A 16,507-nucleotide genomic window follows, 5' to 3' on the forward strand; every position below is an offset into this window, starting at 1 on the left:
GCGCACCGCGGCCATTGTCCGCCGCATGAGGCGCCCCGCGCGACTCGCCCAGACAGCGACATTGCCTTTCCATGGTATTGTCCCGGCAGGGGGATTCGCGCCTGCCAACAGAGATGCGTGCTTATGAAAATCACCCGCCTGCGCCTTCACGGCTTCAAGTCCTTCGTTGAGCCCACGGACTTCGTCATCGAGCCCGGCCTCACCGGCGTGGTCGGGCCCAACGGTTGCGGCAAGTCGAACCTCGTCGAAGCGCTGCGCTGGGCGATGGGCGAGACCTCGTACAAGAGCTTGCGCGCCGCCGACATGGACGCGGTGATCTTCGCCGGCTCCGGCAACCGTCCTGCGCGCAACCACGCCGAAGTGACGATGACGATCGACAATGCCGATCGCACCGCGCCTGCGGCGATGAACGACAGCCAGATTCTGGAAATCTCCCGCCGCATCGAGCGCGAAGCCGGTTCGGTCTACCGCATCAACGGCCGCGACGTGCGCGCCCGCGACGTGCAGATCCTGTTCGCGGACGCAGCCACCGGCGCGCGCTCGCCGGCTCTCGTCCACCAGGGCAAGATCGGCGAGATCATCCAGGCCAAGCCCGAGCAACGCCGCCGCGTGCTGGAAGACGCCGCCGGCGTCGCCGGTCTGCACGCCCGCCGCCACGAGGCCGAGCTGCGGCTGAAGGCGGCCGAGACCAACCTCACCCGCGTCGAGGATGTGATCGGCCAGCTCGCAGGGCAAATGGAAGGCCTGAAGAAGCAGGCCCGCCAGGCCGTGCGCTACCGCGAGGTCGCCGCCAAGGTCCGCAAGGCCGAAGCCACGCTGTTCCACCTGCGCTGGATCGGCGCCCATGCCGATGTCAACGAATCCGGCCAGACTCACGATCTTGCCGTCCGCGAGATGGCCGAGCGGACCCAGCACCAAGCCGAAGCCGCCCGCATCCAGGCGATTCGCGCCGCCGAGATGCCGGCGCTGCGCGATGCCGAGGCGCGCGCCGCGGCCGGGCTGCAGCGCCTGACCAATGCCCGCGAGCAGCTCGACCGCGAGGAGGAGCGCGCCAAGGAGCGCGTCGCCGAGCTTGAGCGCCGCCTCGCCCAGTTCGAGGGCGACATTTCCCGTGCCCAGCAGCAAACCATGGACGCCGACGTCGCGCTGCAGCGGCTCGACACCGAAGACGCCGAGCTGAAGGAAGAGATCAAGTCGCGCGTCGAGAAGCGTTCCGGCGTCGACGAGCGCGTCGCCGAAGCCGAGGCGGTGCTGACCGAGACCGAGCAGCAATTCGCCGAGCTCACCACCGCGCTCGCCGACCTCACGGCCAAGCGCAACCAGCTCGAAGCCAACGTCCGCACTCATCGCGACAAGCTCGCCCGGCTCGACCAGGAGATCGCGAACGTCGCGGCGGAAGAGCAGAAGCTCGCAGCCGAGACCGGCGGCTTCGGCGATCTCGACGAGCTGACCGCGGCGGTCGAGACGGCCGAGCAGACGCTGGCCGCTTCCGAAGCCGCGGCGCAGGCGAGCGAAGCTGCGCATGTTGCCGCCCGCCAGACGCTGGAGGCCTCGCGCTCGCCGCTGGTCGAAGCCGACAAGCGCGCACAGCGGCTCGAAACCGAAGCGCGCACGATCTCCAAGATCCTCAATGGCGAGACCAAGAATCTGTGGCCGCCGATCATCGACGGCATCACCGTCGACAAGGGTTTTGAGAAGGCGATCGGCGCCGCTCTCGGCGACGATCTCGATGCACCGATCGACCCGTCCGCGCCGATGCGCTGGACCAATGTCGGACACGCCGAAGGCGATCCGGAGCTGCCGGAAGGCGTCACCCCGCTCGCCAATCACGTTCAGGCGCCTGCCGAGCTGACGCGCCGCCTGGCGCAGATCGGCGTGGTGCCACGCGAGCGCGGCGCCGAGCTGGTCTCGCAGCTCAAGACCGGCCAGCGGCTGGTCTCGCCCGAAGGCGACGTCTGGCGCTGGGACGGCTTCGTCGCCGCCGCGCACGCCCCGACGGGCGCGGCCCGGCGCCTCGCCGAACGCGCCCGGCTCGTCGACATCGAGAACGAGCTGGAGCAGGCCCGCATCGACGCGCAGATCAAGCGCCAGGCGCTGGAGAATGCCGAGTCCGAATTGCAGATGGCGGCCAACACCGAAGGCGCCAGCCGCGAAGCCTGGCGCGCCGCGCAGCGCGAGCTGAACGTCGCGCGCGAGCGCCATGCCACAGCGGAGCGTGAGATCAGCCGCCACGCCGCGCGCAAGGCGACGCTGTCGGAAGCGCACAGCCGTCTCGCCGCCGACCGCGCCGAGGCCGAAGCCGCCTACGAATATGCCGAGGCGGGCATCAGCGAGCTGCCGTCGAGCGAGGACACCGAGACCCGCCTCGCCGCCGTCCGCAGCGACATCGAAAACCATCGCCGCATCGCCGCCCAGGTCCGCGCCGAAGCGCAGGCACTGGCGCGCGAGGCCGAGCTTGCCGACCGGCGCGTGCAGGCGATCCTCGCCGAGCGCACCGAGTGGCAGAACCGCAAGGAGAGCGCGGCCTCCCACATCGACACCATCCAGGCCCGTATCGCCGAGCTCACGATCGAGCGCAGCGAGCTCGAAAACGCGCCGGCCGTGTTCGCCGAGAAGCGCAGCGCGCTGATCACCGAGATCGAGTACGCGGAGAACGACCGCCGCATGGCCGCCGACGCGCTCGCCACCGCGGAAAGCGCGATGGCCGAGACCGACCGCGTCGCCAAGCTGACGCTGGAAGCGCTGTCCAGTGCCCGCGAGGCCACCGCCCGCGCCGAGGAGCGCATGGAAGGCGCGCGGCGCCGGCTCGAGGACATCGAGCGCGAGATCCGCGACATGCTCGAGGTCGAGCCGCAGGCCGTCGCCGGCCTTGCCGAGATCGAGCCCGGCACCGCGCTGCCGCCGCTGCACGACATCGAGGAAGACCTCGAAAAGATGCGCCGAGACCGCGAGCGCCTCGGCGCCGTCAATTTGCGCGCCGAGGAAGAGCTGCGCGAGGTCGAGACACAGCACACCGGCCTGGTCACCGAGCGCGATGACCTGGTCGAGGCCATCAAGCGGCTGCGCCAGGGCATCCAGAGTCTCAACAAGGAAGCGCGCGAGCGGCTCCTGACCTCGTTCGAGATCGTCAACAACCACTTCAAGCGCCTGTTCGTCGAGCTGTTCGGCGGTGGCGAGGCGGCGCTGCACCTGATCGAGAGCGACGACCCGTTGGAAGCCGGTCTCGAAATCATTGCCAAGCCCCCGGGCAAGAAGCCGCAGACGCTGTCGCTGCTCTCGGGCGGCGAGCAGGCGCTGACCGCGATGGCGCTGATCTTCGCGGTGTTCCTGACCAATCCCTCGCCGATCTGCGTGCTGGACGAAGTCGACGCGCCGCTCGACGACCACAACGTCGAACGGTACTGCAACCTCCTGCACGAAATGACCGGCTCGACCGACACGCGCTTCATCATCATCACGCACAATCCGATCACGATGGCGCGGATGAACCGGCTGTTCGGCGTCACCATGGCCGAGCGCGGCGTCTCGCAACTCGTGTCGGTGAGCCTGGCCGAGGCGGTGGACATCCTCGACCAGAACGTGGCGTGATATAGCGACCGTTCCGCACCCATTGACGTCATCATCCGCGAAGGCGGATGATCCAGTACGCCGCGGCTTCTCGGTTGACGGCACTGTCTCGGAGTACTGGATGCCCCGCCGTCGCGGGGCATGACTGCGGATGATGATAGCGCCCACACTCCCGCCTGAACTGAAAGCGGCCCTCGACGCCAGGCTCCAGGGCTTTTCGCGCACCGACGCGGCGCAGCGTTCGCAGAAGATCTCGACCACCTACCGCGCGGGCGGCGGCTCCGGCACGATCAAGTCGGAAGCCGATGCACTCGCCTATGCGCTGGCGCGCATGCCGGCCACCTATGCCGCCGTGGCCGCAAGCCTGAGCGCCTTCATCGAAATTGCACCGGACTTCGCCCCGGAAACGTTGCTCGACGTCGGCGCAGGCCCGGGCACCGCAAGCTGGGCGGCCGCAGAGGCATTCTCCTCGCTGCAAGATTTCACCCTGCTCGATGCCAATGCGACGCTGAGCCGGCTCGCGCTCGAACTGGCGCGCGACAGCTCGCGCCTCTCCGACTGCCGCTACTTACCGGGCGACGCCGCCACCAACCTTGCCGAAGTCGCGCAAGCCGATCTCGTCATAGCCAGCTACGTCATCGGCGAGCTCAGTGAGGGCGACCAGCGCAGGCTGGCGGAGACGATGTGGGCGAAGGCGCGCCAGGCGCTGGTCGTGATCGAGCCCGGCACGCCCTCCGGCTATCTCCGCATCCTCGCGCTGCGCCGGCAATTGATCGCGGCCGGCGCCTATGTCGCCGCCCCCTGCCCGCACGAAAAGCCCTGCCCGCTGGTTGCGCCCGACTGGTGCCATTTCAACCAGCGCCTGCCGCGCTCGCAAGCGCACCGCCAGATCAAGGGCGCCGAGGTGCCGTTCGAGGACGAGCGCTTCATCTACCTCGCCCTGACCCGCATGCCGCCCGCAACCCGCGCCGCGCGCGTGCTGGCGCCGCCTGACGTCGGCAAGGCCGAAATCACGGCCAAGCTCTGCACCGAGGACGGCCTCGAACTCGCGAAGGTGCCGCGGCGTGACAAAGCCGCCTATGCAGGCGCCCGGCGCTGGCGCTGGGGCGATGCCGTTCTGTCCGAAAGTTAACCCCATCAGGCACTTTTCCCATTGAACTCGGATGGCGCCCGATCCGACCAAGTCTTACCTTCTCTCCGCGGGGCTCTTCCCGGCCTCGTTTTGGTTTACGCTGTCCGCCTCAATTCCCTTCAGGAGTTTTCCATGTCGACCGGCTGGATCGTTCTCGGCATCATCGTCGTCCTCGTGCTGTTCGCCTTCAGCGCCTATAACCGGCTGGTGGCGTTGAGCCAGCGCGTCGGCCAGGCCTTTGCCGATGTCGACGTCCAGCTCAAGCAGCGTCATGACCTGATTCCGAACCTGGTCGAAACGGTGAAAGGCTATGCCTCGCACGAGCGCGGCACGCTGGACGACGTCATCAAGGCGCGCAATTCGGCGATGTCGGCGCAGGGGCCGGCGCAGGTGTCCGCAGCCGAGACCCAGCTGTCGGGCGCGCTCGGCCGCTTGATCGCGCTGTCGGAAGCCTATCCCGACCTCAAGGCCAACGCCAATTTCCAGCAGCTCGCATCCGAGCTGTCCGATCTCGAGAACAAGATCGCGGCGAGCCGGCGCTTCTTCAACAACGCGGTCCAGGAATACAACACCGGCATCCAGCAGATGCCCGCCGCACTGTTCGCCGGCATGTTCGGCTTTACCAGGAAGGACTTTTTCGATCTCGGCACCAGCCGCACCGAGGTCGAAGCTGCGCCCCAGGTGAAATTCTGATCTGAGCGAAAAGGCCGGCAGGGCAGCGCGTCATGGCCGCGTATGGTCTCTACACGCACATCGCCTCGAACAAGTTTCGTTCGATGCTGCTGCTCGCCGGTCTGTTCGCGCTGGTCTATGTGCTGGTCTTTGCCGGCGCGCTGGTCGCCGAGGTCGTCATCAACGGCAACGGCACCGTCACCTATTATCTGAACCAGGCTTTCGCCGACCTGCTCAAGGCCGCCCCCTTCGCGACGATCGCGGCGGCGGCCTGGATCGTCATCGCCTATTTCTTCCACCAGTCGATGATCGACGCGGTCACCGGCGGCCACGACGTCACCAGGCAGGAGGAGCCACGGCTCTACAACCTGCTCGAAAATCTCTGCATCTCGCGCGGCATCATCATGCCGAAGCTGAAGATCATGGAGAGCCCGGCGCTGAACGCGTTCGCGACCGGGCTCAATCCCAGGCAGTATTCGATCACCGTCACCACCGGCCTCCTCGACGCCCTGGACGACCAGGAGATCGAGGCGGTGCTGGGCCACGAGCTGACCCACATCAAGAACGGCGACGTGCAGCTGATGGTGGTCGCCGTCATCATCGCCGGCGTCGTGGGCTTCTTCGGCGAATTGTTCTTCCGCCTGTTCACCAATCTGAGCTGGAATTCCGGCGGCTCGTGGTCGTCGGGCTCCTCCTCGTCACGGTCGTCCTCGTCATCGAGCGACAGCAAGAATTCCGGTGGCGGCGCGGTGATCGTGATCATCATCGCGGTCGTGCTGATCGTGGTGGCATGGCTGATGTCGCAGGTCGTCAAGCTGGCGCTGTCCCGCTCGCGCGAATATCTCGCCGATGCCGGCTCGGTCGAGCTGACGAAAAACCCGGATGCAATGATCTCGGCGTTGCGCAAGATCGAGGGCCGCGGCGAATTGCCGGACGCGACCTCCGCGGTGATGGAGCTCTGCGTCGACAATCCTCGCGAGGGGTTTGCCGATCTGTTTGCAACCCATCCCTCGGTACAGTCCCGCGTCGACGCGCTGGTCAAATTCGCCGGCGGCCACGATCCCGGCCCGCTGCCGCTGCCGCTGCCAGCCGACGAGACGGAACAGTCCGCCCCGGACGAGCCGGAGGCGCAGGGCCAGCAGCAGGACGCCCCTCCGCCGCTTCCACAGGGACCGTGGAATGATGCGGGCAGCCGAGCCACGCCATCGTCCATCCCCGCCCCCGGCGCATCCGGAACCGCAGGAGGCAATCCCTTGGGCCCGATAGGCAATCCCATGGGCCCGTGGGGCCGCCACTGAGCGCGCGATCTGCCTTTGTCTTGAGCCGATTTCGCAGCGATCCGGAAAAACTTCGGGAATTGCAGCTACGGGCTGCCGAGGAATTGAATTCTCCCTTGTTTCTGCCATGTTCGCGCCCAACAGCAGACTCGGGACACCGATTTGGGGCCTGGCCGATTGCGACCTCGCGATCGGGGGCGCGCGTTAGGGGACAGCGATGGCAAAGCCGGCAGTGGTTGTGGTGGGCGCAGACAAGGGCGGGGTCGGCAAGACCACGGTATCGCGTACCCTGCTCGATTATTTTTCCGCCAACAACGTGCCGACGCGCGCGTTCGACACGGAGTCGCCGCGGGGAACGCTGAAGCGCTTCCACCCCGAGATCACCGAAATCGTCGATATGACGACGACAGCCGATCAGATGAAGATCTTCGATACGCTCAACGCCGTGAGCCCGTCGGTGACCGTGATCGACGTTCGCGCCGGCCTGCTCTCGCCCGCACTGGCCTCGCTGCGCGACATCGGCTTCCTCGATGCGGCCAAAGCCGGGCAGATCACCTTCGCCGTGTTCCACATTCTCGGCCCCTCGATCGCCTCGCTCGAGGAGATCGCGGAGACGGCCGGCTTCATGGGCGGCGCAAAATATTTCCTGGTGAAGAACTTCATCAACGATACCCAGTTCTTCCAGTGGGACCAGGCCACCTACAATTCCTACTTCCACCGCATCAAGGACGCGACCGAGCTGACCATCCCGAAGCTCAACGAAATGGCCTATGAGCAGGTCGAGGTCTCCTCCGTCCCGTTCCTGAAATTCGTCGCCAACAAGGGCATCAACGACGAAGCCGCGAACTATTCCTTCGTGTTGCGCGGCTATGTCCGGCACTGGCTGGCCAATGTCTGGAGCGAGTACGACCGCATCCGCCTGACCGACATCGTCGGTTCGAAGCCGGTGACCCGCAACAGCGAAAAATAGTTGCGAAGGCCGGGCTGATACGGCTGGATTGGGCGCAAAGTTGGCCTGATATAGCTGTCGATGTCCGCGACACCTCTCTACATCATCTGCTCGCCCCGCCCGCAGGTCGGCAAGACCCTGCTGGCGCGGCTGCTTGCCGAATTCCTGCTGCTCAAGAACGGCAACGTCGCGGCCTTCGACGTCAATCTGAAGGAGCCGTCGCTGCTCGATTACCTGCCGCGGGTCACCGAAACGGCTGATGTGATCGACACCTACGGCAAGATGCAGCTGATGGACCGGGTCATCATCGATGACGGGCTCGCCAAGGTCATCGACCTCGGCTTCCACGCCTTCGACGAGTTCTTCAAGATGACCGACGAGATCGGCCTGCTCAAGGAGGCCGCGCGGCGGCATGTCGCGCCACAGATCCTGTTCATGGCCGACACCGACCGGGTCTCGGCTCGCGCTCATGAGATGCTGCGCCAGCAGATCCCGCGGATGAACCTCATCACCATCGACAACGAGTTCGTCATCCGCGGCGAGTTGCCGCCCGCGATGGAAGGCGGTCGCCTGTTCCGCCTGCCGGCGCTCCCCGGCTTCCTCAAGACCTATATCGATCGCCTGAACTTCTCCTTCACCGGCTATCTGCGCCACGAGAAGGATTCCTCGACCGAGCTGCACCAGTGGATCCGGCGGAATTACCTCGCCTTCCGCGAGCTCGAGCTTAGCCTGATCCTGCAGCGGTCCTGAATATTTCATCCGGGTAATATTGACGCCGAGCGTCTGTGCCGCTACTGAGGCTGCGCAACAGCGTCCTCAGCAAGGCCCCCTCCCGTGAACACCGACCGCAAAGCAGCCATCGCCGCGTACAAGGAGCGGAAGACCATCGCTGGCATCTATGTCGTGCGCTGCGCCGCCTCGGGCGAGGCCTGGGTCGGCCAGGCTCCGAACCTCGAGACCATCCAGAACCGCATCTGGTTCACCCTGCGCCAGGGCGGCCATCCCTGCCGCAGCCTGCAGGCCGCCTGGAACACGCATGGCGAAGCCGGCCTGACGTTCGACGAATGCGAGCGTCTGGAGGATGAGGAAAGTACCTATGTCAGGAACGCGCTGCTGAAGGAGCGCGTGCAGCATTGGCGGGCCGAATTGAAAGCCGAGGCGATCTAGAGATGGCCGCGACCTCAATGCCCCTCGAACGTCATCAGCGTGCGCACCGGCACGTCCATGGCGCGCAGCTTGGCCGCACCGCCGAGCTCGGGCAGGTCGATGATGAAGCAGGCAGCGACCACATTGGCGCCGATCTGGCGCAGCAGCTTCACCGCGCCCTCGGCGGTGCCTCCGGTGGCGATGAGATCGTCGACCAGGATGACGCGCTCGCCGGGTTGAATGGCGTCGATATGCATCTCCATCTCGTCAATGCCGTATTCGAGCGAGTAGGCGATCCGCACGGTGGTATGCGGCAGCTTACCCTTCTTGCGGATCGGCACGAAGCCGGCCGAGAGCTGATGCGCCACGGCGCCGCCGACGATGAAGCCGCGCGCTTCCATGCCGGCGACCTTGTCGATCTTATTGCCGGCCCAGGGATTGACGAGCTCGTCGACCGCGCGGCGGAAGGCGCGCGCATCGGCGAGCAAGGTCGTGATGTCGCGGAACATGATCCCCGGCTTCGGGTAGTCGGAGATGGTGCGGACGCTCGCCTTGATATCGTGATCAAAGGTCATTGGTGCCTCTCAATTGACCGGTGCGTCCAGCCGGAACGCATTTTCAACAATACGCAATCCCACTTCGTTGCCGAGCGACATCAGTGATTCCGGGTGAAATTGCACGCCGGCGACCGGCAGGGTCTTGTGCTCCAGCGCCATGGCAACACCGTCCTCGGTGCTGGCGGTGACGCTGAGCACCTCGGGCATACTCTCCCGCTCGACGAAGAGCGAGTGATAGCGGCCGATGACGATCTCGTTCGGCAGGTTGCGCATCAGGCGCCCGCCGCGCACCTGCACCCGCGACGGCCGGCCGTGGGCGGGATGGGTGAGCTGACCGAGCTCGCCGCCGAAATATTCGCCGATCGCCTGCACTCCGAGACAGACGCCGAACACCGGCAGCTTGTTCTCCAGCGCCGCATCAATCGTCTTCTTGATCCCGAAATCTTCCGGTCGGCCCGGGCCGGGCGACAGCACCAGCAAATCCCACCTCTTCTGCTTGAGCATGTCGAGCGCATGCACATAGCGGACCACGGTGACGCTGGCGCCGACCTGACGGAAGTAATCGGCGAGCATGTGCACGAAGCTGTCGTCGTGGTCGATCAGCAACACCCGCTTGCCTGAGCCGGTCGCGTCAGGCGCAAAGCTCGACAGCGGCTTCGGCGGATCGCCGCGCAGCGCCTGGAACAGCGCCGCGGCCTTGACCTGGCACTCGCGGTCTTCCGCCGCGGGATCAGAGTCGAACAGGCAGGTGGCGCCGACGCGGACCTCGGCGAGACCATCCTTCATGCGGATGGTGCGGATGGTGAGGCCGGTGTTGATGCTGCCGTCGAAATTCACCGCACCGATCGCACCCGCGTACCAACGCCGCGGCGAGCGCTCGTGATCCTCGACGAACTGCATCGCCCAGAGTTTTGGCGCACCTGTGACGGTGACGGCCCAGGCATGGGTCAGGAAGGCATCGAGCGCGTCGAAGCCGGGGCGCAGCATGCCTTCAACATGGTCGACGGTGTGGAACAGCTTTGAATAGGTCTCGATCTGCCGCCGCGCCAGCACCTTGATCGTGCCGGGCACGCAGACGCGCGCCTTGTCGTTGCGATCGACGTCGGTGCACATGTTGAGCTCGAACTCGTCCTTCTCCGAGTTCAGGAGCTGGCGGATCTGCTCGGCATCGCCGATCGCGTCGCTGCCGCGCGCGATCGTGCCCGAGATCGGGCAAGTCTCGACCCGGCGTCCGTCGGACCGCACGAACATTTCGGGCGAGGCGGAGACGAGGAATTCGCCCTCGCCGAGATTCATCAGCGCGCCATAAGGCGACGGGTTGATGACGCAGAGCCGCTGGAAGACCTCAGCCGGCGAGCGCTCGCAGGGTTCGGCGAAGAGCTGGCCTGGTACCGCTTCGAACAGATCGCCGCGGGCGAAGGCCGCGCGCGCGGTCTCGACTGTCGCCTGATATTCGCCGGGCGCGTGATCGGCAAAGCCCTGGCGTCCCGTTTTCACATAGGGGCTCTCGGCCGTCTCGCGCAGCAGGCCTTCAGTCGATCGGCCCTTCCACGCGAAATCGTAAGAGAGCACCACGCCACGCCCCGTGGCGCGGTCATAGGCCAGCAGACGATCGGGGACGTAAAGCACGATGTCGCGCTGGTCTTGCTCGCGCGGGCGCTTCTGGACGAGATCCTCGATCTGGAACACGAGATCATAGGCGAAAGCACCAAACAGACCGAGCAGCCCGTCGTCATTGGCAGAGAAGGCGGCAACGATGTCGCGCACCAACGACATCACGCTGGCACGCCGCGTGCGCTGGTCTTCCTCCACGGGCGCATCGCCGCGGATGATGTGACCGGCAAGCCGCGTGGGGGTTTTCTGCGCGATCACGACGCAGGGCTCGCGCAGGACGTCCGCAAGGAAGGCGATCAGCACCTGCCCGCGATCGTTGAGCGCTTCCAGCTTGAAATTGACGCCTGATGTCTCGAGCTTGAGCGGCGGATCGGAGAAGCCGAGATCGAAGCTTTCGTAGCGGCCCGGAACGGTCGTCCCCGAGGAGAGCACCACGCCGCGGCGGCGGTCGAGCAGATTGATGAGATCGTCGAGCCGGTCGGCGTGACCGGTGAACTGCTCGGCCACGCGGGCGATCGCAAGACCCCCGCGGGTGACGTAGTCGCTTTTGGGCGGAAGAGCAAAGACTGTCCTGTTCATGGGGTCCTCTTACGAAACTTGCCGAGGGAACGCCACACAGGACAAACGATCAGGCCGCCGCGCTGTGCTGGCGACCTCAGACGATTTTGGGAAACGAAATCGCACCGGCCACCTCTTAGGAGGTGCGCCACCAACGACGGGATGGGCGGGCTGCGGTGCTCATAGGCGGATACTCACCATGGCGCGGGGGCGACGTCAAGGGCAACCGAATCGTCCGAGATCGCCGAAAGGGGCACGTCACGCTTGGGCCCGCATACTCGCGCCACCAGCGGCCGCCTCGGCGGCATGGCGCTCGATTTCGGCCCGCGTCACCGAGAGAATGGCTTTGCCGTCAGATCCGACGAGATCAGCCCGGTCCCTCAAGGTCGCGACCGTGATGCAGGTCTCTCCGGAGACGGCATACCATACTGCCCCTTCGTCGCTCACCCTCAACGCCGTAATCATCGCCACCGGATCGAGATCCGACTTTCTCAGCAACAGGTCGATGGCCTCGGCCGCCAAATTTTGCTCGGCAATCGTCGAGAAGTTCCGGATCGCGTCGGCTCCGACGACGGACAGCCGCCGCAGATTGGTCGAGGTCTCCGACTTCGCCGGCTCAACCGGCGAAGTGGGGCTGCGCGCGACGAATTCATAGAGCCGGCCACCCGCTTCTTCAAAGACGCACAGCCGCGATCCCTTATCTGTGCCGACGCCAAAGGCCATACACTGCTGGCCCTCCACGACCATCTTACCTCCCGCGCGAACCTCGAGTTTGCACTCAGCCTCCGGCAACACGGCGCCGCATGCCGCAGCGATCGTGATTTGCAGATCGTCAGTCATCTGGAAGCGGATGTCCTCAACGCTTCTCCAAACCCGGCGCGACTGGTGCGGATGAAGTTGCGCTAGCCGTTTGATCTCGGAGGCGTACTCCTCCTGCGGCACGACGCGCAGTTCGGGCCAGCCCGCGATCCATCTGGCCGCGAGCGGGATCATGGACTCCTCCTCTTCTGCCTCGTAAAAACGGTCGTCGAGCGCATCAAGCGCCGGGGCTCGATTATCGAAGCCGCTCTGAACCACAGCTTCGCCGGGATGAGCCTGCACCCAATCGATCATCTCCTGTAATATCTGGTGTTGCGCGCTCGCTCCCATGGCCTTGAGTCCAGCGAGCGCATCGCCGGCTGTCGTCGCAAGCATCTCGATTCCCACGTTGTGAATAAACTGGCTGTGGCCGCCATTGAGAACCTGACCTAAATAGAGATCGGCGTGGTAGGCCTGAATGGCCGCCTCGGGCAGCTCGTTCCTCGTGTAGCTACCGAAATATTGAAGTTCGACGACGCAATTTGCCACAGCGGCAGTGAGGGAGCCGGCCTTTTTCGGGTCCTTGGCCGCTTCGAAGTCGTCGTGACGCACGATAACGGTCCTCAAACGGCCATCTACAATCATCGTGCACCTCCGCAGTCTTTTAGCCACGAGCTACACAACCACATCCTAGGATTGTGTGAAAGGGGGGCGCTCCCGCGCGCGTCGCCATGAAGCCCTACCCCAAATGCTTCCGGAAAAACTCCGTCGCCCGGCCCCAGGCGAGCTCGGCGGCTTCGCGGTCGTGCACGGCCTGGCGCTGCTCATTGACGAAGGCGTGCTCGGCGTCATAGCGGAACAGCTCAAGCGACTTGCCGGCAGCCTTCATGGCCTTCTCGAAGCCGTTGACCAGCTCCGGCGTGCACCAATCGTCCTTGTTGGCGAAATGGGCCTGGAGCGGGATCTTGACGTCGGCGGGCTTGGCGGCCTGCTCCGGCGGGATGCCGTAGAACACGACGCCCGCGGCCAGCTCCGGCACATGCACCGCGCCGATGATAGTGACGGCGCCGCCGAGACAGAAGCCGGTCAGTCCGACCTTGGCGCCGTTGCGCGACAGATATTGCACGGCGCCGCGCACGGTCTGCGTGGTGGCGTCCATGAAATCGAGCGAGTTCATTTCCTTGTTGGCGGAATCCGTGTCGTGATAGGGCACCACCTTGCCCTTGTAGAGATCGGGCGCCAGCGCATCGAAGCCGGCGAGCGCAAAGCGGTCGCAAAGACCCTTGATCTGGTCCGACAGGCCCCACCACTCCTGGATCACGACCACGCCCGGCGCGTTGCCGCGCGCGGCATTGGCGAGATAACCGGAGGCATCCTTGCCGTCCGGGCGCTTGAAAGTGATGGCGGTTCCCATGGTGTCCTCCGGGTGAGTTTCTGAGGGCGGTTGGCGGTATTCTGGCGGCTGCGCGCGCGATAGGCAATCGCGCCGGACAACACACGCGCGTGTCCAATAAAAAAGCCCCCTTACGGAGGCTTTTTCATTCTCGTTTCGCGCGCCGCTCAGTGCGAGTCGGCCCAGACCTTCTTCTTGGTGAAGTACATCAGGAACGCGAAGATGATCAGGAATACGAACACTTGGAGGCCGAGGCGCTTGCGCGCCTCCATGTGCGGCTCGGCGGTCCACATCAGGAACGTGGTGACGTCCTTGGCGTACTGCGCGACCGTCGTCGGCGAACCGTCGTCATAGGTCACCTGGCCGTCGCTGAGGGGCTTCGGCATCTTGATCGCGTGGCCCGGGAAGTACTTGTTGTAGTACGAGCCCTCCGGAATGGTCACGCCTTCCGGCACCTTGTCCTCGAAGCCCTGGAGCACGGCGGCGACATAGTCCGGGCCCTGCTCCTGGTACTGGGTGAAGAAGTCGAAGACGAACCAGGGGAAGCCGCGGCCGTAGGAGCGCGCCTTGGTGATCAGCGACAGATCGGGCGGCGCCGCGCCGCCGTTCGCCGCGCGAGCCGCCTGCTCGTTCGGGAATGGCGAGGGGAAATAGTCGGCCGGCCGACCCGGGCGCTCGAACATATCGCCGGCGTCGTTCGGTCCGTCCTTGATCTTGTAGTCGGAGGCAAAGGCCGCGGCCTGCGCCACCGAGTAACCGGGTCCACCGGCTTCCGCGAGGTTGCGGAACGCGATGTAGGACAGGCCGTGGCAGTTGGAGCAGACCTCCTTGTAGACCTTCAGGCCGCGCTGGAGCGCACCACGGTCATACTTGCCGAAAGGACCCGCGAAGGACCAGCTGTTGGCCGGCGGCTTGGTGCCACCTTCCTCGGCGCGGGCGTTGTCTGCCGAGGCGGCAAATAGCGCGCCTGCCAGGGCCAGCGCGATCGCAGTCGAGACCATCGGCGTCGACCTGCTGCCGGTCTTGGCAAGCACTGCGTCCGAGATCGAGTTCGGCACCGGCCGCGGCTTCTCGATACGCGAGAGCAGCGGCAGCACGATCAGGAAATAGGCGAAGTAGCACACCGTCAGGACCCGGCCGGCGATCACATAGATGCCTTCCGGCGGCTGCGCACCGAGATAGCCGAGCAGGATGCAGACCACCACGAAGATCCAGAAGAACTGCTTGGCCAGCGGGCGGTACTTCGACGAACGCGTCCGTGCGCTGTCGAGCCAGGGCAGGAAGCACAGGATGATGATCGCCGAGAACATCGCGATGACACCGGCGAGCTTGTTCGGGATCGAACGCAGGATCGCGTAGAACGGCAGGTAATACCATTCCGGCACGATGTGCGGCGGCGTCACGCCCGGGTTCGCCGGAATGTAGTTGTCGGCGTCGCCGAGATAGTTCGGCATGTAGAAGATGAACCAGGCGTAGAGCAGCAGGAAGCAGGCGACGCCGAACATGTCCTTGATGGTCGCGTGCGGCGTGAACGGCACGGTGTCCTTTTCCGTCTTCGGCTCGACGCCGTCAGGATTGTTCTGGCCGGCGACGTGCAGCGCCCAGACGTGCAGCACGACCACGCCCGCGATCAGGAACGGCAGCAGATAGTGCAGCGAGAAGAAGCGGTTCAGCGTCGGATTGCCGACCGAATAGCCGCCCCACAACAGCGTCACGATGCTCTCGCCGACATAGGGAATGGCGGAGAACAGGTTGGTGATGACCGTGGCGCCCCAGAAGCTCATCTGGCCCCAGGGGAGCACGTATCCCATGAAGCCCGTTGCCATCATCAGCAGATAGATGATGACACCAAGGATCCAGAGCACCTCGCGCGGCTCCTTGTACGAGCCGTAATAGAGGCCGCGCAGCATGTGGACGTAGACCGCGAAGAAGAACATCGACGCGCCGACCGCATGCATGTTGCGCAGCAGCCAGCCGTAGTTCACGTCACGAACGATCAGCTCGACCGACTTGAAGGCGAGATCGGCATGCGGCGTGTAGTGCATCGCCAGGATCACGCCGGTCAGGATCTGAATCCCCAGCATGAAGGAGAGGATGGCGCCGAAGGTCCACCAATAGTTCAGGTTGCGCGGGGTGGGATAGGCGACGAAGGAAGAGTGCATGAGACCAAAGATCGGCAGGCGCCGCTCGATCCATTGCAGGGCCGGATTGCTCGGCTGGTAGTCGGATGGTCCGCTCATGATGCGATCCTGAGGAAATAAAACGACGAGACGGCGCGAAGCTTCGGACGCGGGTCGAAGCTCAGCCGATCTGGATTTTGGTGTCGGAAACGAAAGTGTACGGCGGCACCGGCAGGTTCGCGGGCGCGGGCCCCTGGCGGATGCGGCCGGACGAATCGTACTGCGAACCATGGCAGGGGCAGAAGAACCCGTCGTAATTGCCTTCATGGGCGATCGGGATGCAGCCGAGATGGGTGCAGATGCCGATCACGACCAGCCACTGATCATGGCCGGACTTCACCCGGGCCTCGTCGGACTGCGGATCGGGCAGGCTCGCCACGGGAACGGCGCGCGCCTCGTCGATCTGCTTCTTGGTGCGGTGGCTGATGTAGATCGGCTTGCCGCGCCAGAACACCTTGATGTCCTGTCCCTCGGCCACCGGGCTGAGATCGACCTCGATCGGCGCACCGGCGGCGATGGTCGAGGCGTCCGGATTCATTTGGGAGATAAAGGGCCAGAGCGCGGCTGCGCCCCCTACTGCTGCGGCCGCCCCCGTTGCAACGAATAAGAAATCACGGCGTGTCGGATGGTCCGCCGAAGACGCTGTCGTCACGATTCCAACCCT

General features: G+C 65.1%; 13 protein-coding genes. 7 read left to right on the top strand and 6 right to left on the bottom strand.

Features of this window, described 5'->3' with window-relative positions; genetic code table 11:
- Positions 1 to 123: 123 nt before the first annotated feature.
- From smc to X265_RS28510, 7 genes are all read left to right on the top strand, one after another.
- A complete protein-coding gene (gene smc / locus X265_RS28480) occupies positions 124 to 3,588 on the top strand; it encodes a chromosome segregation protein SMC (protein ID WP_128967843.1) in 3,465 nt (1,154 codons plus the stop codon).
- Between the two features lie 130 nt (positions 3,589 to 3,718).
- Positions 3,719 to 4,699, top strand: coding sequence for a small ribosomal subunit Rsm22 family protein (locus X265_RS28485; RefSeq protein WP_128967844.1), 981 nt, complete (start codon positions 3,719 to 3,721; stop codon positions 4,697 to 4,699).
- 132 nt (positions 4,700 to 4,831) lie between these two features.
- Positions 4,832 to 5,392, top strand: a complete 561-nt coding sequence (locus X265_RS28490) for a LemA family protein (protein ID WP_128967845.1) — start codon at positions 4,832 to 4,834, stop codon at positions 5,390 to 5,392.
- Positions 5,393 to 5,424: 32 nt separating this feature from the next.
- Positions 5,425 to 6,669, top strand: a complete 1,245-nt coding sequence (locus X265_RS28495; RefSeq protein WP_128967846.1) for a M48 family metallopeptidase — start codon at positions 5,425 to 5,427, stop codon at positions 6,667 to 6,669.
- 196 nt (positions 6,670 to 6,865) lie between these two features.
- Entirely contained in the window at positions 6,866 to 7,618 is a 753-nt protein-coding gene (locus X265_RS28500) for a P-loop NTPase family protein (RefSeq protein WP_128967847.1), read from the top strand.
- Between the two features lie 60 nt (positions 7,619 to 7,678).
- The gene (locus X265_RS28505) at positions 7,679 to 8,347 is read left to right on the top strand and encodes a P-loop NTPase family protein (RefSeq protein ID WP_128967848.1); all 669 of its coding nucleotides are present in this window, start codon (positions 7,679 to 7,681) and stop codon (positions 8,345 to 8,347) included.
- A gap of 84 nt (positions 8,348 to 8,431) precedes the next feature.
- On the top strand, positions 8,432 to 8,764 hold the full coding sequence (locus X265_RS28510; RefSeq protein ID WP_128967849.1) for a GIY-YIG nuclease family protein: 333 nt from the start codon (positions 8,432 to 8,434) through the stop codon (positions 8,762 to 8,764).
- Positions 8,765 to 8,778: 14 nt separating this feature from the next.
- On the opposite strand, the gene X265_RS28515 is transcribed toward X265_RS28510, so the two are convergent.
- The 6 genes from X265_RS28515 to petA all read right to left on the bottom strand — a co-directional run bounded on the left by X265_RS28515 (position 8,779) and on the right by petA (position 16,495).
- A complete protein-coding gene (locus X265_RS28515; RefSeq protein WP_128967850.1) occupies positions 8,779 to 9,318 on the bottom strand; it encodes an adenine phosphoribosyltransferase in 540 nt (179 codons plus the stop codon).
- A 9-nt stretch (positions 9,319 to 9,327) separates the two neighbouring features.
- Positions 9,328 to 11,493 (bottom strand): anthranilate synthase component I, encoded by a 2,166-nt coding sequence (locus X265_RS28520; protein WP_128967851.1) that lies wholly within the window; start codon positions 11,491 to 11,493, stop codon positions 9,328 to 9,330.
- Between the two features lie 237 nt (positions 11,494 to 11,730).
- A complete protein-coding gene (locus tag X265_RS28525; RefSeq protein ID WP_128967852.1) occupies positions 11,731 to 12,915 on the bottom strand; it encodes a DMP19 family protein in 1,185 nt (394 codons plus the stop codon).
- A 94-nt stretch (positions 12,916 to 13,009) separates the two neighbouring features.
- Positions 13,010 to 13,684, bottom strand: coding sequence for a dienelactone hydrolase family protein (locus X265_RS28530; RefSeq protein ID WP_128967853.1), 675 nt, complete (start codon positions 13,682 to 13,684; stop codon positions 13,010 to 13,012).
- A 146-nt stretch (positions 13,685 to 13,830) separates the two neighbouring features.
- Positions 13,831 to 15,903: a cytochrome b/c1 gene (gene fbcH / locus X265_RS28535; protein ID WP_128967854.1), complete on the bottom strand. Its 2,073-nt coding sequence runs from the start codon at positions 15,901 to 15,903 to the stop codon at positions 13,831 to 13,833.
- 61 nt (positions 15,904 to 15,964) lie between these two features.
- On the bottom strand, positions 15,965 to 16,495 hold the full coding sequence (gene petA / locus X265_RS28540) for a ubiquinol-cytochrome c reductase iron-sulfur subunit (RefSeq protein ID WP_092298606.1): 531 nt from the start codon (positions 16,493 to 16,495) through the stop codon (positions 15,965 to 15,967).
- Between the last annotated feature and the right edge of the window lie 12 nt (positions 16,496 to 16,507).

The organism is Bradyrhizobium guangdongense, from assembly GCF_004114975.1.
GTDB classification, from domain to species: domain Bacteria; phylum Pseudomonadota; class Alphaproteobacteria; order Rhizobiales; family Xanthobacteraceae; genus Bradyrhizobium; species Bradyrhizobium guangdongense.

Bases quoted from the DNA above. Each gene is read 5' to 3' on its own strand.
- fbcH (WP_128967854.1), bottom strand. From the start codon at position 15,903: ATGAGCGGACCATCCGACTACCAGCCGAGCAATCCGGCCCTGCAATGG.
- X265_RS28530 (WP_128967853.1), bottom strand. From the start codon at position 13,684: ATGGGAACCGCCATCACTTTCAAGCGCCCGGACGGCAAGGATGCCTCC.
- X265_RS28525 (WP_128967852.1), bottom strand. From the start codon at position 12,915: ATGATTGTAGATGGCCGTTTGAGGACCGTTATCGTGCGTCACGACGAC.
- X265_RS28485 (WP_128967844.1), top strand. From the start codon at position 3,719: ATGATGATAGCGCCCACACTCCCGCCTGAACTGAAAGCGGCCCTCGAC.
- X265_RS28495 (WP_128967846.1), top strand. From the start codon at position 5,425: ATGGCCGCGTATGGTCTCTACACGCACATCGCCTCGAACAAGTTTCGT.
- X265_RS28520 (WP_128967851.1), bottom strand. From the start codon at position 11,493: ATGAACAGGACAGTCTTTGCTCTTCCGCCCAAAAGCGACTACGTCACC.
- X265_RS28490 (WP_128967845.1), top strand. From the start codon at position 4,832: ATGTCGACCGGCTGGATCGTTCTCGGCATCATCGTCGTCCTCGTGCTG.
- smc (WP_128967843.1), top strand. From the start codon at position 124: ATGAAAATCACCCGCCTGCGCCTTCACGGCTTCAAGTCCTTCGTTGAG.
- X265_RS28515 (WP_128967850.1), bottom strand. From the start codon at position 9,318: ATGACCTTTGATCACGATATCAAGGCGAGCGTCCGCACCATCTCCGAC.
- X265_RS28505 (WP_128967848.1), top strand. From the start codon at position 7,679: ATGTCCGCGACACCTCTCTACATCATCTGCTCGCCCCGCCCGCAGGTC.
- X265_RS28500 (WP_128967847.1), top strand. From the start codon at position 6,866: ATGGCAAAGCCGGCAGTGGTTGTGGTGGGCGCAGACAAGGGCGGGGTC.